Annotated in this window: 22 protein-coding genes; 5 read left to right on the forward strand and 17 right to left on the reverse strand. The window is 38.3% G+C overall.

All coding sequences use genetic code 11. From position 1 onward, the window contains the following. The first annotated feature begins 114 nt into the window (after positions 1 to 114). Positions 115 to 450, forward strand: coding sequence for a hypothetical protein (locus ATE92_RS09385; RefSeq protein WP_100803458.1), 336 nt, complete (start codon positions 115 to 117; stop codon positions 448 to 450). A 62-nt stretch (positions 451 to 512) separates the two neighbouring features. Further along, the gene (locus ATE92_RS09390) at positions 513 to 911 is read left to right on the forward strand and encodes a hypothetical protein (protein WP_100803459.1); all 399 of its coding nucleotides are present in this window, start codon (positions 513 to 515) and stop codon (positions 909 to 911) included. On the opposite strand, the gene ATE92_RS09395 is transcribed toward ATE92_RS09390, so the two are convergent. After that, the gene (locus ATE92_RS09395) at positions 908 to 2197 is read right to left on the reverse strand and encodes a DUF2254 domain-containing protein (protein WP_100803460.1); all 1290 of its coding nucleotides are present in this window, start codon (positions 2195 to 2197) and stop codon (positions 908 to 910) included. The genes ATE92_RS09390 and ATE92_RS09395 overlap by 4 nt on opposite strands. Positions 2198 to 2405: 208 nt before the next feature. On the opposite strand from ATE92_RS09395, the gene ATE92_RS09400 reads away from it, so the two are divergent. Continuing rightward, positions 2406 to 2843, forward strand: a complete 438-nt coding sequence (locus ATE92_RS09400) for an Hsp20/alpha crystallin family protein (protein WP_100803461.1) — start codon at positions 2406 to 2408, stop codon at positions 2841 to 2843. A gap of 64 nt (positions 2844 to 2907) precedes the next feature. On the opposite strand, the gene rluF is transcribed toward ATE92_RS09400, so the two are convergent. From rluF to ATE92_RS09470, 14 genes are all read right to left on the reverse strand, one after another. Beyond that, complete coding sequence (rluF, locus tag ATE92_RS09405; RefSeq protein WP_100803462.1) at positions 2908 to 3693, reverse strand: 23S rRNA pseudouridine(2604) synthase RluF; 786 nt, start codon at positions 3691 to 3693, stop codon at positions 2908 to 2910. Positions 3694 to 3716: 23 nt separating this feature from the next. Beyond that, on the reverse strand, positions 3717 to 5723 hold the full coding sequence (uvrB, locus tag ATE92_RS09410; RefSeq protein WP_100803463.1) for an excinuclease ABC subunit UvrB: 2007 nt from the start codon (positions 5721 to 5723) through the stop codon (positions 3717 to 3719). Between the two features lie 140 nt (positions 5724 to 5863). Beyond that, entirely contained in the window at positions 5864 to 6358 is a 495-nt protein-coding gene (locus tag ATE92_RS09415; protein ID WP_157809604.1) for a hypothetical protein, read from the reverse strand. A 261-nt stretch (positions 6359 to 6619) separates the two neighbouring features. After that, positions 6620 to 7132: a DinB family protein gene (locus tag ATE92_RS09420; protein ID WP_100803465.1), complete on the reverse strand. Its 513-nt coding sequence runs from the start codon at positions 7130 to 7132 to the stop codon at positions 6620 to 6622. A gap of 20 nt (positions 7133 to 7152) precedes the next feature. Then, positions 7153 to 7962 (reverse strand): class I SAM-dependent methyltransferase, encoded by an 810-nt coding sequence (locus ATE92_RS09425; protein WP_100803466.1) that lies wholly within the window; start codon positions 7960 to 7962, stop codon positions 7153 to 7155. A gap of 97 nt (positions 7963 to 8059) precedes the next feature. Beyond that, a complete protein-coding gene (locus tag ATE92_RS09430) occupies positions 8060 to 10444 on the reverse strand; it encodes a gliding motility-associated C-terminal domain-containing protein (protein ID WP_198515612.1) in 2385 nt (794 codons plus the stop codon). Positions 10445 to 10566: 122 nt separating this feature from the next. Further along, positions 10567 to 11403 carry an ABC transporter permease gene (locus ATE92_RS09435; protein ID WP_100803468.1) on the reverse strand — a complete coding sequence of 279 codons (837 nt, stop codon included), beginning with the start codon at positions 11401 to 11403 and terminating at the stop codon, positions 10567 to 10569. A gap of 5 nt (positions 11404 to 11408) precedes the next feature. Further along, positions 11409 to 12308 (reverse strand): ABC transporter ATP-binding protein, encoded by a 900-nt coding sequence (locus ATE92_RS09440; protein WP_100803469.1) that lies wholly within the window; start codon positions 12306 to 12308, stop codon positions 11409 to 11411. 89 nt (positions 12309 to 12397) lie between these two features. After that, entirely contained in the window at positions 12398 to 13456 is a 1059-nt protein-coding gene (locus ATE92_RS09445) for a nucleoid-associated protein (RefSeq protein WP_100803470.1), read from the reverse strand. A 103-nt stretch (positions 13457 to 13559) separates the two neighbouring features. Then, positions 13560 to 14072 (reverse strand): hypothetical protein, encoded by a 513-nt coding sequence (locus ATE92_RS09450; RefSeq protein ID WP_100803471.1) that lies wholly within the window; start codon positions 14070 to 14072, stop codon positions 13560 to 13562. A 35-nt stretch (positions 14073 to 14107) separates the two neighbouring features. Then, positions 14108 to 15133, reverse strand: coding sequence for a heme A synthase (locus ATE92_RS09455; RefSeq protein WP_100803472.1), 1026 nt, complete (start codon positions 15131 to 15133; stop codon positions 14108 to 14110). Then, positions 15133 to 16560, reverse strand: a complete 1428-nt coding sequence (locus tag ATE92_RS09460; RefSeq protein WP_100803473.1) for a CCA tRNA nucleotidyltransferase — start codon at positions 16558 to 16560, stop codon at positions 15133 to 15135. The genes ATE92_RS09455 and ATE92_RS09460 overlap by 1 nt, the downstream gene beginning before the upstream one ends. A 3-nt stretch (positions 16561 to 16563) precedes the next feature. Further along, positions 16564 to 17124, reverse strand: a complete 561-nt coding sequence (locus ATE92_RS09465; protein ID WP_100803474.1) for an L-threonylcarbamoyladenylate synthase — start codon at positions 17122 to 17124, stop codon at positions 16564 to 16566. Beyond that, positions 17121 to 18185 carry a glycosyltransferase family 1 protein gene (locus ATE92_RS09470; protein WP_100803475.1) on the reverse strand — a complete coding sequence of 355 codons (1065 nt, stop codon included), beginning with the start codon at positions 18183 to 18185 and terminating at the stop codon, positions 17121 to 17123. The genes ATE92_RS09465 and ATE92_RS09470 overlap by 4 nt, the downstream gene beginning before the upstream one ends. A 100-nt stretch (positions 18186 to 18285) precedes the next feature. Here ATE92_RS09470 and ATE92_RS09475 point away from each other — a divergent pair, with 100 nt between their 5' ends. Beyond that, positions 18286 to 19077, forward strand: a complete 792-nt coding sequence (locus ATE92_RS09475; RefSeq protein ID WP_369819706.1) for a lipopolysaccharide kinase InaA family protein — start codon at positions 18286 to 18288, stop codon at positions 19075 to 19077. Here ATE92_RS09475 and ATE92_RS09480 read toward each other — a convergent pair. Then, a complete protein-coding gene (locus ATE92_RS09480; RefSeq protein ID WP_100803476.1) occupies positions 19060 to 19821 on the reverse strand; it encodes a glycosyltransferase family 2 protein in 762 nt (253 codons plus the stop codon). The two genes, ATE92_RS09475 and ATE92_RS09480, sit on opposite strands and share 18 nt — an antisense overlap. A 39-nt stretch (positions 19822 to 19860) precedes the next feature. On the opposite strand from ATE92_RS09480, the gene ATE92_RS09485 reads away from it, so the two are divergent. Further along, positions 19861 to 20682, forward strand: a complete 822-nt coding sequence (locus tag ATE92_RS09485) for a glycosyltransferase family 2 protein (RefSeq protein ID WP_100803477.1) — start codon at positions 19861 to 19863, stop codon at positions 20680 to 20682. Here the strand turns inward: ATE92_RS09485 and ATE92_RS09490 are convergent. Continuing rightward, positions 20679 to 21740, reverse strand: a complete 1062-nt coding sequence (locus ATE92_RS09490) for a glycosyltransferase family 9 protein (RefSeq protein ID WP_100803478.1) — start codon at positions 21738 to 21740, stop codon at positions 20679 to 20681. The genes ATE92_RS09485 and ATE92_RS09490 overlap by 4 nt on opposite strands. Positions 21741 to 21802 lie beyond the last annotated feature (62 nt).

Below are 21802 nucleotides of genomic sequence, written 5' to 3' on the forward strand. Positions count from 1 at the left end.
TGTTCATCTTTAGAGCGTTGCGTTAACAAAGTGTTAAATTTTTAAGAAAAGCGTAACACATTTTCGGTTTTGACCGTCTATATATTATATCAATCTTTCAAAAATCGAACAGTTATGAAAAAAATTCAAGCAATTTTGTTAGCAACAGTGCTATTAGTAGGAGCCTATGCTTCTGCTGCAACTATTCCAACCTCTAAAATGGTGGATCCTACCACAGCCGAAATACGCGGCTTATTAACCGACGCTAATTTTATAGTGGAAGTAGATACTTCAGCGTTTGTGACCTTCATGTTGAATAGAGAAGGTGAAATCGTTGTCCTTTCAGTAGATACAGACAATGATAGAGTGGCATCTTTTATAAAGGCGAGACTAAACTATCATAAAGTAAAAGCACCATTGGAAAAAGGAAAGGAATACAAAGTCCCTGTTTTACTTCAAGCGGAAGCTTAAAAAAAACTAAATTAGTTGCAAATCCCGGTCTCATCATCCGGGATTTTTTTATTTTTGAATTCATGGAAAAAGAAAATAACAAGGCCCTTTTAAGTGATTTGATTGCACTGGCTCGAGCAGATGATAAGGTGACTGATATAGAATACGATTTCATCATGCGTCTGGGAGGCAGAATGCAGCTCTCGGCAGACGAAGTGGAAGCCCTTTTCGATAATCCTCTACCTTCAAAGCCGCTTTTTACCGAATTGGAACGCATTACACATTTTTACAAATTGGTCCTGGTGATGAATGTAGATAATGAAACACACCTGAAAGAAATAATTGCCGTGCGTAACTTCGGATTAAAGATGGGAGTAAGACCCGGTGTATTGGATCAAATATTATTGCGCATGGACGATTTTGAAGATAAAATAATCCCTTCCGAAGATCTCCTCAAAATCTTTCAAACCTATTACAATTAGGAGTTGTCGAATAACTTGATAACTTTTTGAATATCGGTTTTCGAATCGAAAGCATTTTTAGCTTCATCCAATAACACAGATAGTTCTTTTTCTATTATTCTTGTATAGGATTGAGCAACCGGTGTTTGTTCTTTTAAATAGCTGAGCATCCATATAAGTTTTTGAACAATTATCGGATCGTGTTTGCAATAGGTCCGTAAGGAGGCCATAACATTATAAAGCAAATCTTCGAAATTTACTACGGCAATTTTCAGGTATGCAATTCCTTCATATACCAAAACACCAGAATCTCTTTTTTTCATTCTCAATGAAAATAATTCAGTTAAATAATCAATAGCATTGATGGCAGTTCCGGGATCATTTACTCCGGGAGACATTGCTTTTACGGCTATTTCAGTAATCTGTTTAAATGCTAAAATGTAATTATCTTCTACCAATTCACCTCTCGCAAAATTGATGTTAGACAGAATTTCTTTTACGGTTTTATCTTCCAGCTCTTTTTCAGAATATAAAAAAGGAACATTCTTCAATACAAATAATCCTTTGGGTACCGCAATGAAGAGTCGTGTATCTTTTTCTTTGGCGATGGTTAAAATGTTACGCAATGATATATTTTGAAAGTACCCACTTTTTAAAGGAGTATAAACATACCAATTATCAATAGCAGGAAAATCGGCAACTAATTTATCGTCTTTTTCTTCTTCCGTTTCTATTATACTAGTGAGACGTTTGCGCGATTTATCGTAAATAGTGTCTAAAATATTATTGATTTGTATGCTTTGGGAGATAGTGTGTATAAAATAAATGAATAATACCAAGCAGAGGATGGTTAATACAATTCCCACTAAAATAGAAAAGCCTGGAAGTGTGTATTTTTCATCCGTAGGTTCTATTGAAAATAATGTAAAAATATTATACAGAATTGTGGCAAGGTATGAGCCCAGGATAATTTGGTGGTTCTTATCAGAAATTAATCCCGGTAACAAACGTGGAGAAAAATTGCTGGATGCCTGACTCAACAATAACATTACCATTGAAAAGCTGAACACCATCATTGAGATAAGACCACCAATACAAACACTCAAAATTGTAAGCGCTGTATCTCCGTCTTCTAAAACCAATTTCGGAAACTTATCAATGAGATACTTTGAAACTCCATTTTCTTCAAGAGTCATCATAAAAAGGGCAAAGCCAAAACCAACGAATGATAATAGGGTAGGATAAAATGCAATCTTGCTCTTAACCGTATTAAAAAAGGTAAGTATTCTCACAAAAACGTCTCTCATAATAAATATCTAGAATTTAAAAGTACCACTAATCACTCCTTTTATTTCTTAAAATTCATTTAAATATTACGTCATCTTGGTGCTAAACCCGACAAAAAGACAGGTAAACACCTCAATTTGAAGACAAAATGTCTTAAAAACGCGTTTGGAATTCAAATTGCAATAGACATATCAATTAAGAAAGTTAAACCCTAAATACTAAATTGATATGAAAGTAGTTAAAAGAAATAACGTTTGGTTTCCATCTGTTTTTGATGATATTTTCACGCAAAATAGATTGGATGTGCCTAATTATGAAAACTTTAGCATTCCGGCGGTTAATATTAAAGAGAATTTTGCGAACTTTGTACTCGAGTTGGCTGTCCCCGGTTTGAAGAAAGAAGATTTGACCATTGAGGTAGAAAAAGATGTATTAAAAATCTCTGCTGAAAGTGTAAAATCTGAAGAAACAGCTAATACTGACGGTGAGGATACAAAATTTACCCGAAAAGAATTTAATTACAACACATTTAAGCGTACATTTATGTTACCAGATACCGTAGATGTAAATGCTGTTAATGCTACTTATAAAGACGGTATTTTGAGTATCGTCCTAACTAAGAAAAAAGATAAACAAGAGATTAAAAGAATGGTTGAGATTTCATAATTGAAATTTAATTTGGTTAGTTAGTTGAAATGACCACGTGCTACTCAATCGGTGCGTGGTTTTTTTATTCAGTACGTCCCCTTCTTTTTCTTTCTGAAATTCTGCTTATTCTATCCACTTCAGGAGCATTTTCAGAAACTGAAACCGAATCTTTTAAATCTTCTAATTCCTTTTCTGTAAGATCACGCCACTCTCCAATTGGAAGGTTTCCCAATTCAATATTCATAATTCGAATACGCTTCAACTCGACTACCACATACCCTAAATACTCACACATTCTTCGAATTTGACGGTTTAATCCCTGGATTAACACAATTCTGAATACAAATCTGCTAATGCGTTCTACCTCACACTTTTTGGTCGTTGTTTCCAACTCATGCAATGGAACACCGTGCTTCATTTTTTTTATAAAATCTTCTGTTATAGGGCGATCTACTTTTACTATGTATTCCTTTTCGTGCTCATTACCGGCCCGAAGAATTTTGTTCACAATATCCCCGTCATTTGTCATAAGTAACAAGCCTTCACTGGGTTTGTCCAAACGCCCCACATGAAAAATGCGCTCCTTATGATTGATAAAATCTACTACGTTTCCCTCAATACGTCTGTCGGTTGTACATGTAATCCCCACAGGTTTGTTCAAGGCGATATAAACCAACTCTTCGTTTTCGGTAATAAGTTTACCATCAACCCTAATTTCATCGTTGGGCATGGCACGATCTCCCAAGGTGATTTTTTCACCGTTCAATGTAACTCTTCCTTGCTCAATTAGTGTATCCGCTTGTCTGCGCGAGCAGTATCCACTGTCACTAATAGCTTTGTTTATTCTTATTGAATCGGGGTGGTTCATTAAATTTGGTTAAAGGTTTTGGGTTAGTTTTTTACTGCTTCCAGGCTTTTTTGAAGTGATTTTATCTTGTCCCGAAGCTTTGCTGCCATCATAAAATCAAGGTCTTTGGCCGATTTTTCCATGGCTTTTCGGGTGTCTCTTATCTTTTTCTCTATTTGATCTTTAGTCAAATATACGCCATCGGGTTCTTCAGCAGCCAGACTTTCCTTGGTCTCAAACATATATGCCTCCTGCTTCGATTTGGTAAGCGAATTCTCGAAGGATTTTTTAATGGCTGTTGGGGTTATATTGTGTTCCAGATTGTAGGCAATTTGCCTTTCTCTTCGATATTCTGTATTGTCCAAAGTTGCTTGTATGCTCTTCGTGATCTTGTCGGCATACATAATAGCTTTTCCATTGAGGTGTCGTGCTGCGCGCCCCACGGTTTGTGTTAAAGATCGGGCACTTCGTAAAAAACCTTCTTTATCTGCATCTAAAATGGCAACCAGGGAGACTTCAGGTAAATCCAATCCTTCACGTAATAAATTCACTCCTACCAATACATCAAAGACTCCTAATCGCAGGTCCTGCATAATTTCTACCCGCTCCAGCGTATCTACATCGCTGTGGATATAGCGACACCTAACCTGAACACGCGTGAGGTATTTGGTTAACTCTTCCGCCATACGTTTGGTGAGCGTAGTAACCAATACGCGTTCGTCTTTTTCCACTCGCAGCTGAATTTCTTCCAATAAATCGTCAATCTGATTCAAACTTGGTCGTATTTCTATCGGGGGATCCAACAAACCTGTCGGACGAATAATCTGTTCCACAAAAACACCTCCTGTTTTTTCCAACTCGTAATCAGCCGGGGTGGCGCTTACATAAATCACCTGATTTTGCAAGGCTTCAAATTCTTCAAACTTTAACGGACGATTATCCATGGCCGCCGGTAATCGGAAACCGTACTCCACCAGATTTTCTTTTCGGGAACGATCCCCACCGTACATAGCACCCACCTGTGGAATGGACACATGACTTTCGTCTACTACCATTAAAAAATCATCCGGGAAATAATCCAGCAAACAAAAAGGCCGAGTTCCGGGTAATCTTCGGTCTAAATACCTTGAATAGTTTTCAATACCGCTGCAGTAACCCAGCTCCCGAATCATTTCCAGATCGAAATTGGTACGTTCTTCCAGCCGTTTTGCCTCCAGGTGTTTTCCTATTTCTTTAAAATAGTCGACCTGTTTTACCAAATCATCCTGAATATCGCGAATGGCGCCTTGCAACACATCGGGGGAGGTTACAAACATATTGGCCGGGTAAATATTGAGACGGTCGTATTTTTCAATTACTTCGTTGGTTTGAGGATCAAAGGCTTCAATATCTTCAATTTCATCACCAAAAAAATGTATTCTGAAGGCTTTGTCGGCATAACCGGGAAACACATCTATGGTATCTCCTTTTATTCTGAAACGCCCGTGTGTAAACTCCATTTCGGTACGAGAGTACAAACTCTGGACCAACATATGAAGCAATTTCGTACGCGAAATGAGTTGTCCTTTTATAAGACTGATCACATTTTTCTGAAACTCTACGGGATTTCCTATTCCGTATAAACATGACACCGAAGCCACTACCAAAACATCACGACGTCCGGAGAGAAGGGAAGAAGTCGTGCTCAATCGCATTACCTCAATTTCTTCATTTATGGACAGGTCTTTTTCAATATAAGTACCGCTCGATGGGATAAAAGCTTCCGGTTGATAATAATCGTAGTAGGAAACGAAATATTCTACGGCATTTTCAGGGAATAAATTTTTGAATTCTGTATAGAGCTGTGCCGCCAGTGTTTTGTTATGCGCCAATACCAGAGTTGGTTTTTGCACGGCTTCAATTACATTGGCAACGGTGAAGGTTTTTCCACTCCCGGTAACGCCTAGAAGGGTTTGGTATTTTTCCTCCGAATTAATCCCTTCAACCAACGCTTTAATGGCGGTAGGTTGATCTCCGGTAGGTGTAAAGTCCGATTTAATTTTGAATTTCATAGCCGGTACAAAAATACTGAAAATTAGTCAGGAATAAACTCCAGGCCTATGTTGTATTGGAAATATGCTAACATTTCAAAAGTTGAAATTCAAAGTAAATAGAGAAGAAGGAGGGATTATTAATTTTTAAAAAAAAATGGTTACGTCTTGCTCATGTTTTTAACAGCCTTTCTTATTTTCTTTTTTAAGTCCCGATCACTGGTATACAGAATGATACCCGAACGTTTTAGCGCAGCAGGGCTGTAAATATCTTTATCGTTATATTCATTTAAATGAATCGACTCAATATTCTCTGAATTAAATTCAAGAATCAATTCTGCTAATTCCGGATTTTTTTTGAGGTCGATAACAAGCCCTTTTTTCTTTTCATATACCAAAGCAAAACGAATGGAGCAGTCGGTAGTGCAGGCCATCTTTCCAAAAACCCGACGATCATCGAGGTTTGCCATCTCAGGGTGCTCCACAAAATAATCGGTATCAGCGATTATTTTCTGAACAACCATATCTATTTGATTTTCTTGAGATTCGGCCTTTTTATACTGAAGGATCCAGGCCTTATTTTCGGGATGCAAAGCACATTCTCCATTGCCGGGATGCTGGCCTAAGCAAACTCCCATTGCAAGGAATAACAGCATGAAGATTCTAGTTTTCATCGTCTTTGGTCATTAATTAGTTATTTGGAATTACATAGAGTAACTCCTAACCTAACATAAGACGGATGAAATTTCAATGTAGATTGGGTCTACAAATATAATTAAATTTCGAGTAGGATTACATTTTTCCTACAAATTTGGCGTTGGAAATTTCTGTTTTTCAATGAATTAAAGTAAAAAGTGAGCCCCAATGCATAAGGAAGCTGTGACTTCCCTTACTAAATCATTTATCGATCAAGGCGTTTAGAGTTTCTGCCGAATCTCTGCTATGCTGGCTAAATGATGATCGTCGTGCTCGGCCACAAAAAATAGTAAATCAACAGGTTTCATCAAGACTTTTAGTCTTGGATGAAGCGAATTGTGCTGTAGACTCATTTCAGGGAGTGCGTTAAAATCGTTTATAAAAGCAAGTCGCGCATTACGAAAATTCTGAAGCAAGGAATCTAGTGTTTTACTGTTATGATTGCCGGCCTCAGTTTTTTTATTAGACAAATCGGCTGCTGAAAGTTCCGGTTTTAGCTGTGCAAATTCATGAATTCTGTTGTGATGCAGTTCTTCCAAATCTATTAAATGCCCTATATGTTCTTTTATACTCCACGCACCCATGGGTTGAAAAATTAATTGTGTCTCCGTAAGATTTTTGCAATAATGTTCCAGTCGAATCTCTGTATCTCGCACCCGTGACATTACATTGTTGGTCCAACCCGGATGAATGCCGAGGTTAAATTTGTGTTCTGTCCACTTTTGTCGTTCCATAAGTGTGTTTTAACCTGAAATTACTTTTTTGCGATTACTTCTACCATTAATGGACAGCATAAGGTTGCTCCTTTGGTTTGTTCCAGCTTGGTGTGTTCAAAAAGAGCATTAGTGACATCTTCCTTAGTTAAATAACCATTGTCTGCCAATCTCGGAAAATAACTGCGATAAAAGGTTTTTGGCCAGTGCCAGTTAAACTGAGACGGGGTTGCAATTTTGGACATGAGCCGTATGCTCGTTACCTCCATTCCCATTTCTTCTAACATAGCAGGCAAGCGTCTTCCAATGTCTATTTCTCCCGGAGAATCTTTAAAACTTTTTAATGCAGCGGCGATCGCTTTTGCCAATTGAGGCATGTGCGGCTCGATCTGATGGGTAGACCAATCGTAATACTCATGTATCACCATTTTCCCATCGGGTTTTAAGGCATTGTATACCTTCTGAAGAATCTCTTTCGGATTAGGAAGCCATGCCAGTGCCCAACGACAATACATTCCATCCAGACTGTTAGAATCGAGATGCATATCATCAAAATCTGCTACAATCCCTTGGATAGATAAATGATGAAGGTTTGCAACCTGTCTAAGATGTTCTATAAAAGCTGCGGATCTATCTACGCCAATCACCTTCCCTGAGCTACCGGTGATATATGCCAACTCCTCAGTACAAAAACCGGGGCCGCATCCCAAATCCAGTAACGTTTGTCCGGCGGTAAAATGCGCCTTGCTCCAACCGTGCTGAGCTTCTTCGGCCCAGACTTGGTGCTGCACACCTAAACGATGTAATTCTTCGGTATCGGTTCCTAATATATAGGCGTTTTTTTCTTGCATCGGAATTGGTTTCAGTTTTGATAAAAATACTGAAAAAAAGTGTTGGAAGATTAGTTTTGAACAGAAGGATGCCTTTGATTGTAGAACTTCTGAAATATCAGTAATTAATATACACAAAGCCTAAAAACGGCTTAGTGAATTCGGGGTCGTTTAAATTGAGTACATAATAATACGTACCCACAGGTACTAAATTACCTGTAAATAGTAATCCTTCGGTTGCGATACCATCCCAAAAGCCATCTTCATTATGTCCAATATAAATACGATTTCCTTCTCTGCTGAAAATCTGTAGTTCGAAATTTTCATACACATTCAATAATCCGGTAATTTCAAAAACATCGTTAATACCATCGCTATTCGGTGAAAATCCTTGCGGAATAAAGGGCGGACAGTTTTCGGTTGTCAGGAGAAACTCCCCAACGGTAAAACAAATATCGTTCTCCAATCGCACATAAATAACTTGAGGGTCACTCAGGTTTTCATAGCTTCCCGGATCACTAATTGGATTCTCTTGGGTTTCGGCCTCCTCAAATGAAGTATAATAAGTAATTATATCATTCGGATTGGTAGATATGTTGTCGTTTTGTTCGGTAAGATTAAAGTGAGCGGTATCAAATCCTTCATCACATTCCAAAAGCGGAGGTAATGTTCCAATAGGTGGAATACTTCCAAAAGTTACAGTAATGCCAAAATCGTTGTTAAAATCATTGAGTTCCTGGACGCTTCCTGTTCCGGTACCGTCATCGTCAACAACAGCTAAAAGATCAAACGTATCGGGAATGGTTTCCGGAAGTGTAACTAAAATACTTCCCGGCTCACTGCCACCAATGGGAATAACGTTTTGGGTTTGAGATTGTCCAACCAATTGTCCGTTGGCATAAAAGGCAATGGCCGTAGCAGCTGGCAAGGGGCCCGTGGCTTCAATGTTATATACAGTATAGTCTATATGTAGTTCGCGCTTTCTACATGCGTTTAAATCGTTGTCAATAGTAATTGTAGCGTCGGGTAACGGACACTCAATTACTTCAATGTCAAAGCTATCTACCAAAAAACAGTCGGGGTTGGAAACGCGAATCCAAATTGTTTGCGGATTTGATGTATTCTCATACGTTTCAGGGGTGTCTATAGGGTTGGAATCGTCTATAGCATCTTGTTCCGATACATGAAACGTAATTGCGTTTATCGGGTTTATTTGTGAAGTAGCTTGTGTAAGATCAAACAATTCGGTGCCAATCACATCACAAAGCTCTAAATTGTGCAGGCCGACAATTTCAGGAAATACCAAAAGATGAACAGCCACTATAAATCCGTTATTTTGCTCGTTGGTTTCATTTACGGTTCCATTCCCGGAACCATCATCATCTACGAACACTTTCAGGTCAAAATCGGCAGGAATTCCGGTAGGAATCGACACATTGATAATTCCGCTCTCTGAGCCTCCAATAGGAATGATTGTAGTTGTTGTGGATTGTCCAATTAGGGTTGTATTCGCATAAAAGGCAATTGGGGTATTCGAAGGGAGTTCGTCTGTGCTGTTCTCATTATAAACTGTGTATGTAATTTCTAAATCTCTATCGCCACACTCTGTTGCACCTATAACTTCATCAATCTCTATGGTTGCATCTGGCAGTTCGGTATTGAGCACCGTGATTACGTTATTAATCATTACAAAATCCTGACCTGAGGTAAGGTCTATTGTAGCAGTTGTATCGCCAGGCTGAATATTATTTTCGATATTATAGAAGTCGATATCCATATTGAATAGCACATCCGATCCTGTAAAACTATTGGTACTGTTAAACTGGTTATCTGCCGGATTCAAAGGAGGGTTGCTAATAATATTCCCATTTATCTGAAGCGTTTCGGCCACTGCCAGAGATGCGTCACCTTCCCAGGCTAAAAAGCCTATTTTCGCACCGGTATTGTCAAGTACATTCAGATTATCCAATTCGATTGTAAGTGACGTATTTGTCGATGAAACACTTTCCAGTCCGTCAAAAACATTCACCTGATTGAGAGAAACTGCGGGATCTTCATAGATAATCGTAACTGCCCAGCCTCCAAAATTGGTAGTGTTATTACAGTAATTTGGAATGTCGGCTGTAATATCGAATTCCGATACCGTATAGGTACCATTTCCGTTTGCTTGAACAATGGAAGTTACATCTGCAAAGGCGGCAAAATAAACATGTGTTGGATCCAATACCAGAGAGAAAGTACGTGCTGCAACAACCGGAGAGCCATTGAGTAGTACTTCCAGATCTCCAGTCTCACTGGAGCCTGCCCAATACAAATAGGCTGCAACGAGTGTCTGTCCTGGCTGCAGATTAAAATCGGCGCTACTTTCGGTAAGAATTTCACATGGGGATGGAGGAATTTGACCCGTGTTTTCGGCGGTATTCAGTGTGTTGCCGAAGGCTAAATAATCATAACGCCCATTAAATTGCTGGAATAATTCAATATCCTGAGCTATTGTTAGCATTGGGCAAACAAAAAGGAGTAGAATAATTAGTGACCTGCAAAATAGCATAGGTGAGTGATTGACTGCTAAATATACACAATATTTACTTCAGCAAAGACCCGGATTCTTACTCTCGAATTATACTAAAGATCTCGTTTTTTCAGAATTAGGAAAGACCAATAAACAAATAACGCTGTCCAGGCTATTACGATAAAAACACCCATTACCGGTACATCGTAGCTTTTGGTAAATTCTTCACCTAACTGGCTCGCAGCAGACTGAACGGCACCTAACCTGGAAAAAGGTTCGCCAATCAAATTAGACATGGATTCTAGCGGGAAGAATTGCAATACATTTTCGGCGATGTCTGTATCTTTAAAAAACTTCCATTTAAGCAATCCGTAAGCAATTTTTTCAAAAACATACCATATAATTAAAAACCCTAAGGCAAAGGCAGATCGCTTTACTAAAACTCCTAGAAACAAGCAAAATGAGAAGAAGGCGACAAGTTTAATAAAGTATGCCAGGATATATTGGAGGTCACTAAAGATGATGCCAATTTCCTTATAATCTGAAAAACTCAACCCTAAAAGCATTGAAACTATAAACAGGAAAAGGGTAGAGATGGTTGCAAATAGAATAACGGTTAAAAATTTCGATAGTATGAATTCCTTCTTGCTGAGACCATCGATAAGGTTTTGTTTTAAGGTTCGGTAGCTGTACTCGTTTGCCATCATAGAAACTATAACAATGGCAAGGAATATTTTTAAAATGGCTCCCATAAAGGAGTTAAAGTGCCATATAAAAGGAAAGTTGAAAATCCCTTGATCGGCTACTCTAAAATGAACACCGCCGAAATTAAACTCGATGGAAGCTATTAAGGCAATAAAAGTAATGAGCACAAAATAGACGATGGTAATTACCTTGGCGGCCTTGTTGTATTTTAGTTTCTGTAATTCTATGGAAAGTAATCGCATCATGGCCCCTAGTTTTTATTTTTAGTAAGTTCAAGAAATTGTTCTTCCAGGCTTTCTTTTCGTTTTACCAAATGGGAAAGTGAGATACCTTTTTCGAACAACATTTTGTTCAAAGCCGAACTATCCATGGGTTCGTTGAGGTAAGCAATCAATTGATCTCCTTCTTTTTTTATTATTCCGAAGGCATTATTGCCTTCCAAAGCTGCTTGTAAAACAACCATATTCTTACTTTGGAGAATAAAGAAACCATGACTGGCATTCATGCCTTCCACGCTTCCGGTATACAGGCTTTTACCTTTTCGAAGAATAACTACATGAGTACACACCTTTTCCACTTCATCGAGTAAATGAGAAGCGAGCAGAATGGTGGTGCCTTCCGAAGCAATTTTTTTTATAATCTCTCGAATTTGATGAATTCCCTGTGGATCCAGACCGTTTGTAGGCTCGTCTAGTATTAAAATTTCAGGCTCATTGAGCAAGGCTGAAGCAATTGCCAAACGTTGTTTCATTCCCAGAGAAAAGGTACTGAATTTACTGTTCTTCCTATCCAGTAATCCTACGATTTCCAACTTTTCGGCAACCTTTTCGGTGGCTACGCCTTTAATTTTGCAAACCAACTCCAAATTCTGAACCGCTGTCATATACGGATAGAAATTGGGGCGTTCGATAATGGCTCCTACCTTTTTCAAGGCGTCATGGGTAGACCCCGAACCATCAAACCAATGGAAATTACCCAGGGTTTTGTTGACGACATTCAGGACGATTCCCAAGGTAGTAGATTTACCACTCCCGTTTGGGCCCAAAATACCGTATACATTCCCTTTTTCAATAGTAAACGACAAGTCATCGACTGCCGTTATGGGACCAAATTTTTTAGTAAGATTGTTTATGGTGAGTATAGGCTGCACGCGCTTTTAGTTTGGTGATTAGCTATGTATCTGACGAATCACTTCGAAAATTGTTACAACGAGAGGTCTTGTTTACTGAAAACAATGAGTTAACTTTTTTGCTCCTTGTTGAAATAGACCAAATAGTAATACATCTGCTTTTCTTCATCCCACCCTTTTTCCACAAATTTTTCGGCACTTTCGGCATTGATAAAATCCAATTTAATCTGAATATTGGTATCCAGATGAATTACATTCTTAATCTTTTTTCGTGCCGCGGTTACGGCAGTATTGGCGATTGGAAAGGTAGTAAGGTCTTCAATACTGTATTTTGGAGCCATTTCCGACTTATAATGACGAAACTCGGGGATGAGATCGGGATTGTCCATAACCTCATTCATAAAGGCAGATTCTTCAAAAGTATCGTTCTTGGCAAAGTGGTTTACAGCCCGATTCATAAACAACACCTCCTGCTTTTTGTCTTCGGCGGGTAACACCACATCTTTGGCAAAATCTTGACAAAATTTCAAGTATTTCTTGGTGAAGAAATTATCATCTTCAAAAGCATCCACCCCTAAAAAGCTTTCCAGCCAGTAGCGGGCGTCATATCGATTGCTATCTACCGAAAGTATTTTATAGCCTTCTTCCTTTTTTGAATTGAAAATAAGACAACCCTTGTCTAAACGGTTGAGGCTTACCCCGTGCTGTAAGAAAGCTTCCAACTGATTCTCTTTTTCTGAAAACTGAAGGAAGTCCTGTTTTAATTCCGATTTAAATATTCCAATTCCGTTAACTTTTTCGTTGTCTATCTGCATGTTTTCCAGATAGGCAATATATACTTCCCCGCTCTTTATATGAGGATGCATGGATTGGTCGAAAAGATGTTTGGTTATTTTTTTACTTTGTTCGTGAATGGTTTCCGGGTCTTCAAAAATTTCTGAAACAATGCTATACAATTCATGAAATTCGAGATCTGCTTCGTGTGAAAACCGATAGTAAGTTTCTTCCTTATCTCTAAACGGTTTCAGGAAAAATTCTTTTAACAAGGGTGTAAGCTCATCATCTGTTTTATAAGGTTCGGAAGAAAGCAGTACTGCCTCGTTTTTACTTTTATTACCCACTCTGTGAATGGAAAGGGAAGCGATGTGGGTGTTAAAAAGATTGATCATATATGGGGCCTTGGATTTTTAGATAATTGGATTGTTGGATTAATGGATTGTTAGATTTTTGGATTATTTGATAATTGGAATATCCGCTAATTCGCTCATTAAATCAGTTCCAGTTTTCATCGAAATCCAGATCGTTGTAATCCTCTGAATCGATATCGAAATCTTCATCGAAGTCAACATCGTCCATACCTTCTGCTATAAATTCGGTTTCGGGTGCTTCTTCAGGAATTTCGCCATGAGCAAACATGAGGTTGGGATAAATACGACCAATTTCGGGTTCGGCAATTTCAGCTAATTCAACCAAAAAAGTCCACATATTCAGAAAGTCATAAACATAAATAAGATTGCGCTCTATTTCAGAAACTACATCTTCCAACAAGGTTTCCTGCATCACTCTCACGCTTTCTGTCTCTTCGCTCATATCAAACAGAGCAATTTCTTCTTCCTGCTCCCAAAGTTCATTGCTGGTGTAAAAAGATGCCATTTCCTGTCCGCCAAACCCAAATGCCTGCGTAATGGCATTGTGAAAGTCTTCCAGCGTCGCAGTAGCTTCTATTTCGATATCGCGAAACACGTCATCGTGTGCATCCAGGATTATTCTAAAACGATAAATCATTTGTGTTTAATTTGTTGCTAAATTGGCCTGCAAAGCTACGAACTTTTCCATTCATTTCTTTGCTGAAAGGCTTGTAAAACTATATAAAATTGAAGTCCGAATAAGAGCGAAGCAAAAATAAGATGTAAGGGTTGTGAGAGGATTGGGAAATCGAAATAATACATGGTCAGACCTGTTAAAACCTCGACTACAACTACTAACATCAGGAAATTCACCAGGCGCAGGCGATAATTGTAAATCCGATTAAAATACCAAAGTGCAATGTGGGTCATTACTACCAGAATAGAAAAACTCCTGTGAAAGTAAAACATAAGCGGAGAGTCATTTAGCCATTGCGATTTGGCTTCATATCCCAATGCGGTCGATTGCTCGTCTACAAATTGTCGCACCTGTGTTCCCAGAATAATTTGTATAAGACTTAGTATTAATGCTACCAAAAGCACTCCCTTATAACCGTGTGAAACGTTATAATTCTTTCTTTTGCGTTTTGAGATATATAGCAAGTAGAGAAGTACCGCAACGATTACTAAGGCCATTACCATATGAATTGTAATTTTTACCGGAGACAATACCGAATAAACCACCGTAGCCCCTAACCAAGCCTGAAATACCAGCAATACAACACTCAACCAGGAAAGTAGGGTTATTCTTTTTCGATCACGCCATTTTTTGAATGAAAGGATTGCCATAATTAAAATAGCAATCCCTGAAAGTGCTCCAAATAGGCGGTTTATATATTCTATCCAGGTGTGCCAGACATTAAAAATTGCATAATCGTGCTTTGTGTAGAGTTCCCAATTATTGGAATTAAAGTAATCTTCGGTGGTGAAATCACTGGCTGCAACCTGAAGGGTTTTATCCTTTATAATTACCTGCCCTTTTTTAAACGATTTTTCGGGCTGCCATTCCAATTGGGAAGCTTCGGTAGGCGGAATGTAATAACCGAAACATTTTGGCCAATCCGGGCAGCCCATTCCGGAGCCTGTCATGCGTACCATCGCACCAGCAATGATAACCAGAGAAACAAATACTAATGCAATTTTAACCGATTTACGATACATTATTCAATAGGGGTTAAATTTAATTCGGCTCCTTTTGCGAACATAAACTTTTTGGCTGCCTCATATTCGTTTGGTATTTCCCCTTCCAAAATAGCTTCCTTAATAGCGTCTTTTATAATCCCAATTTCACGGGATGGTTGTAATCCGAATGTTTTCATAATTTCTTCACCACTCACAGGAGGTTGAAAATTACGAATGTGATCGCGTTCTTCAACTTCCACAATTTTATCACGTACTAATTTAAAATTGTTTTGATACTTTTTAAATTTTTTAGGGTTTTTTGTGGTGATATCTGCTTCACAAAGGGTCATGAGATCCTCTACATTTTCTCCTGCATCAAAAATAAGTCGGCGTACAGCGCTGTCTGTCACTTCGGTAGCCAAAACGATAGGTCGCGAGCTCATCAATACCATTTTCTGAACAAATTTCATTTTTTCATTCAATGGCAGTTTCAACCTTTTAAATATTTTATACACCATTTTTGAACCCACAAATTCATGGCCGTGAAAGGTCCAGCCAATTTTTTTGTCGAATCGCTTTGTCGGTGCTTTTCCAATATCGTGTAACAACGCTGCCCACCGAAGCCAGAGATCATCTGTGGTTCCTGAAATATTATCCACCACTTCCAAGGTATGCCAAAAGTTGTCTTTATGACGCTGCCCTTCTATCTCTTCAATACCTTCCAAGGCAACCAATTCGGGAAAAATAAAGGGTAAAAGGCCGGTCTTGTGTAACAATGCAAACCCCTTTGACGGAACTTCAGTCAGTAAAATCTTATTAATTTCAACTACAATGCGTTCTTCGGAAATTATTTGAATTCTATTTGCATTTCGGGTAATGGCATCCAGGGATTCGCGCTCAATCATAAAATTCAACTGCGTGGCAAACCGGATGGCACGTAACATACGTAGCGGATCATCACTGTAGGTCACATCGGGATCAAGCGGGGTTCTTATTATTTTATTTTCAAGGTCTTGTATTCCATTAAAAGGATCAAGCAATGTTCCAAAATTGTCTTCCTGGAGACTTATTGCCAAGGCATTGATGGTAAAATCCCGTCTGTTTTGATCGTCTTCCAGCGTACCGTTCTCCACCGACGGATTTCTACTGTCTTCCCGGTAGGATTCTTTTCTGGCGCCTACAAATTCTATTTCAACTGCACCGCTCTTAAGCATTGCGGTACCGTAATTTTTAAAAATGGAAACCCTGGGTTTTCCGGGAAGTAAACGAGAGACTTCCTGTGCCAAATCAATACCACTGCCTACTGCAACAATATCGATGTCTTTGGCTTCCCCACGCCTAAGAATATAATCTCTAACAAATCCTCCAATTACATAACACTCCAATTGTAAATTAGAAGATGCCTGTGAAATCGTTTTAAAAACGGGTTGTGAAAGTGCGTTTTTAAAATTAGCGGATTTTTGCATGTGTTATTCTCGAATTATTTGAACTGTCCCATCATTCTTTAGCTTTATAATTGCCGAAGGTTTGACAGATTTTTTATGAGGTTGCAAATTTACGATATAGTCTACGCCCTCCAAAATCTGTTTGCTTATTTCTTCGAAACCGGAAGGGGCAGGCTCCCCGCTTATATTTGCTGAAGTAGAAACAATGGGGCGTCTCAACTTTCGAATAAGTTGCTCACAGAAATCATTTTTCACCACACGAATCGCCAATGAGTTGTCTTCAGCCACAAGGTTTTCGGCAATGCGAATAGGGTTGTCGTAAATGATGGTTGTGGGTTTGTTGGCATATTTTAAAATATCGTAAGCCACTTCGGGAACATTCTGGACATATTGCTCCAACATATTAAAATCGTTTACTAAGCAGATAAGGGCCTTACTTTCTGAGCGCTTTTTTAGCTGAAAAACTTTTTCGACCGCTTCGGCGTTGGTTGCATCACAGCCAATTCCCCACACCGTATCTGTAGGGTAGAGGATAAGCCCGCCTTTTTTTAATACGCCGAGTGCGTTGTTAATTTCTTCAATCATAACAATGATTTATAAACTTCTAAATATTGTTCTGCTGCAGTATTCCAGTTGAATTTGGCTGCTTGTTGCAGCAGTTTTTTTGTATGTGCTTCTTTGTTTTCAGCTACTTGCTGTAAGCCGGAAATTACTTCGGCTGCCATATCCTTCGGATTAAAATTCTTCCAGTAAAAGGCTGCATCTCCTCCAATTTCAGGGAGGGAGGTAGCATTTGCCAAAAATACCGGTATCCCAAAACGCATGGCTTCAATGGGGGGTAAACCAAATCCTTCACGAAGCGACGGAAATACAAAGGCTGTTGCGTTTGCCAAATGATATTGTTTTTCTTCGTCACTTATCCGTCCGGCCAGCGTCACACTCTTTTCCAAATCCAGCTTCGCTATTGTTTCTCGCACTTTTTCGGCATAGGAACGGTCGTTGTTTCCTGCAATAATTAATTCGAAATCGGCTAAAAAAGGCATCATTTCAACCAGTAAATGAAAATTCTTGCGTTCCCAAAAATCACCAATGGTAAAAAGGTATTTGCCATTAGGTTTGTGAGCAGGGCTAAACCTGCTTACATCGAGGGCTGCTTCGGAAGGATTACCGTTGTAAATAACATATTCGGGGACATTGGGCACCTTAAAATGTTCGTGCGTGGAAGTTTTGGCGTATTCCGAAATATAAGTAATAGCATGGGCTCTTTCTAATTTTTCGATAAACCGAAGGTTTCGAGGATGCGTTAAATCGTTCGAAATCTCTTCAATAAAATTGACATCGTGTATGGTAAGCACATACGGAATATCGCGATGAGGTTCAACCTTGGTATTCTGATTCACCGAATGCCAAACATCGTAGCGTTTCCGAATCCGTAGCGCGGGATATCTGCGCATTCCCATATAAAACTTATACTTAAAAAATTTCCCGAATTCTTTCTTCAAAAAATCTTTTTTCTGGGTGTGAACTGTAAATTTTATATCGGGATCATCGCAGTTGTACAAACCCTTCAGCAAATAAAAATTAAACTGTCCAAAGCCTGTATAAGGGTTTTTTATATTGTGTGTTTCGAGGAAAATTTCTTTCAAACCGGCCTGTTTTGCTAAGTTATAAAGGTATCTTTTTTGAATAAATTAGAAACGAATTAATAAATGTATTTTTGCAACGAAAGATTTAAGTTTTCTGTTTTTGAAAAAAGTAAGTATCCAATCCAATAGTATTTTAGAAGGCGTGGTTAATGCCTCGTTTGCGAATAGCATCACCACTATTACCGCAATTATTACAAATTTTAACACAGAAGGGAGAGTTCTTGGAGATGGAGATCGAAATAACATCAAACTATTCGATTTCCAGGATAAAATCATCAATGTAAAATCGTTTAAGAAACCAAACCTCATTAACAAAATCGCCTATAAGTATTTTCGAAAGTCGAAAGCTGAGCGCTCCTATCTTTACGCGAATGCATTGTTAGAAAAGGGAATTTTAACGCCACAGCCCATTGCCTATTTTGAGCACACAGATTTTATTGGGTTGAAAGACAGTTATTATCTAAGTGAGCATCTCGAATACGATCTTACCTACAGAGAATTGGTCGAGAATCCGAATTACCCCGATCATGAAAATATTTTACGACAGTTTACTGCATTTACATGGAAACTGCATTCCAAAAACATTTTGTTTAAAGACCATTCGCCGGGAAATACACTTATAGTAAAGAAAGGCCACCAATACGACTTCTATTTGGTCGATTTAAATCGAATGGAATTTAAACCCCTTAGCTTTGAAGAGCGCATCAAAAACTTCGAGCGTATAAGTCCGAAGAAAGAAATGGTTCAAATAATGAGCGATGAATACGCAAAGCTTTCGGGAGAAGATTACAACAAAATTTTCACTCTTATGTGGGATTTGGTGAGTACATTTCAGTATAAATTCTACCGAAAAATACGGCTGAAAAAGAAGTTTCTATTTTGGAGAAAGTGACTGTAAACGTTTAAGTTCTTTATAACGTTCAGAAACACTGAGTGCATTGAGCTTGCTTATGATTAACCCTTTTTTTCCGTCCAAAATTCCTAAACGAATAATATAATGAGTAAGAAACTTATACCAAGCTTTTAGATATCGTTTGGCAACTGAATACCTTTCCCCTTGTTGAAACAGTTCTTTACCTTTTAATTTTCCATACGCAATCATTTTTCCTTTGTAAGTGTTGTAATCATCGTAGAAGTAGTGCAGTAATTTGTGCTTCAAAACCCCTTTTTCACCTATTACTTCAAGGTTTTCATGCACTAGTTTTGACGGATTATAATGTGCTTTGTTTTTTTGAAATAACCTATAGATTTTGTCTGTTTGAAGTCCACTAAACCTTAGAGGTTTATTCTTATACATAAACTGGCGATAAAAATAATAGGCTGATTTGGGAGTATCAGTTTGGATTATTTGTAGAATTTCCTCTTTGAGAGCTTCCGTTATACGTTCATCTGCATCCAGAAACAATATCCATTTATTGTTAGCTTTAGAAATTGCAAAATTCCGTTGGGAGGCATAATCCTCGAATTTTTTTTGAAAAACTACAACTCGTTTATCTTGTTGAAGCGTTTCAAATGTTCCGTCTGTACTAAACGAATCGACCACAATAATTTCATCGGCGAAAGATAAATTATTTATTACCTGCGGAAGATGTTTTATTTCGTTATAGACAATTAGTAATGCGCTAAGTTTTGGCATGTGGTAGAATTCATGTGTAAAAATAGTTATTTTTGTACAATGGCAGCGCCCAAACTTTCCGTAATCATCAGTACCTACAATCAGCCGGAATGGTTGCAAAAAGTATTGTGGGGTTATGAGAACCAAACCGAAACCAATTTCGAGCTAATTATAGCCGATGACGGTTCTACGGATGAAACAAAAACCCTCATTGATACTTTTAAGACTAAATCCATGCTAAGTGTACTTCATGTATGGCATGAGGACAACGGATTTCAGAAAACAAAAATCCTAAATAAGGCAATCGCGGCTACTATCAGTGATTATTTACTTTTCAGTGATGGAGATTGTATTCCACGGATGGATTTTGTAGAAAAGCATCTTGACCACAGAGAAAGCGGTTATTTTCTTTCGGGCGGGTATTTTAAGTTGCCTATGGATATTTCAGAAAAGATTACCCGAGAAGATATTGAAAACGGCAATTGTTTTGATATTGAATGGCTTAGGCGTAACGGTTTAAAATCTTCCTTTAAAAATAACAAACTCACCAGCAGAGGCCCAAAGGAAAAATTTCTCAACTGGATTACTCCCACCGAAGCAACCTGGAACGGTCATAATTCATCAGGCTGGAAAGCAGATATAGTAAAGGTGAACGGCTTCGATGAGCGGATGCAATATGGCGGTGAAGACCGTGAATTGGGAGAACGCATGTTTAATTTGGGGCTAAAAGCAAAGCAACTGCGTTATACTGCCATCTGTGTACATTTAGATCATGCAAGAGGCTATGTTCAGCCCGAGATGTTGGAAAAAAATGCGGCGATTCGAAAAATTACAAAACGGGAAAAAGCTGTCTACACACCCTTTGGAATAGTAAAAAATTAGCTGGAAAAATTTGAGAGAAAATTTTTAAGCTCCGGAATAATATAGTCAGGAGAGAGTTGTTTGTATAAATTTGCAGCCTGATTCTTGTACTTTTTTGGGTGTTTTGTATAGATTTTTGGGAAAAAATCTTTAAGGTGTACCGACATGTTTTTACCTGAAGCCTCATAACTGTTCCAGGCTTCCTTGAGAATCCAAGGCGCAAAAATTGAAAACGTCGGGATGTTAAGTGCCTTTGCCATGTTAACCGCGCCACCTTCATTTCCAATAAGCGCGTCGCAATGAGCCGTCAGGCCTAAAAATTCCCGAAGATCATTGCCGTAAACTTCTTTAAAAATATGTTGTTGTGTTTTTTCTGAACACATACTATAAAGCATATCGGCTTCATTTTGTTGATCCGGGATGTAATTAAAAAGTAATTGTCCGTCGGTTTCATGGACCAATGCATCCAATAAGGTTGCCATATATGGTAATGGATAGGTTTTTTGATCACTACTCCCGGTAATACCTACCATATACAATGGTTTCTCAAATTCAATATCGGAATGTTTCAGTATTTCTTTTCCCTTATACAATTCTTCGGAAGTAAGATAAATAGTAGGTTTTGGAATGCTTTTAATTTTGTCAATTAATGGTTCCAGAAGCATAATTCGGTTTTCAATGGCCAGACCTTCGTCCAGAACTGAAATTGTTCTGGGTGTAAACGTATGGGTATATAAATGTTTGGTATACCATTTTCTATATGAAATGCGTTTTTTGGCTCCGGAATGTTTGGCTAAAAATGCGCTCCTCAATTTGGCATAGACATCGATTACCACATCGTATTTTTCGTCTTTTATACTTTTTCTGAAGGATTTGTACAACGATTTGGAGGCTTCCATTTCTTTTGAAAACAACCATAATTTGTCAATAAACGGATTGTAGGCAATAACAGGCTGGGTGTTGCTATTGATAAGGTAATCTAACTGAGCTTCCGGAAAATGTGATCGCAATGCCTCAAAAAGCAGCGAAGTAGTAAGTACATCGCCAATCATTTTATGTTGTATTACGAGAATTTTCAAGGGAGGGTTTAAAGTTTACAGTTAAAAGTTAAAAGCTGAAAGAATTGCTATTGTAAAGTATG

Origin of the sequence: Ulvibacter sp. MAR_2010_11 (genome assembly GCF_002813135.1) — a bacterium.
Classification (GTDB): Bacteria; Bacteroidota; Bacteroidia; order Flavobacteriales; family Flavobacteriaceae; genus Altibacter.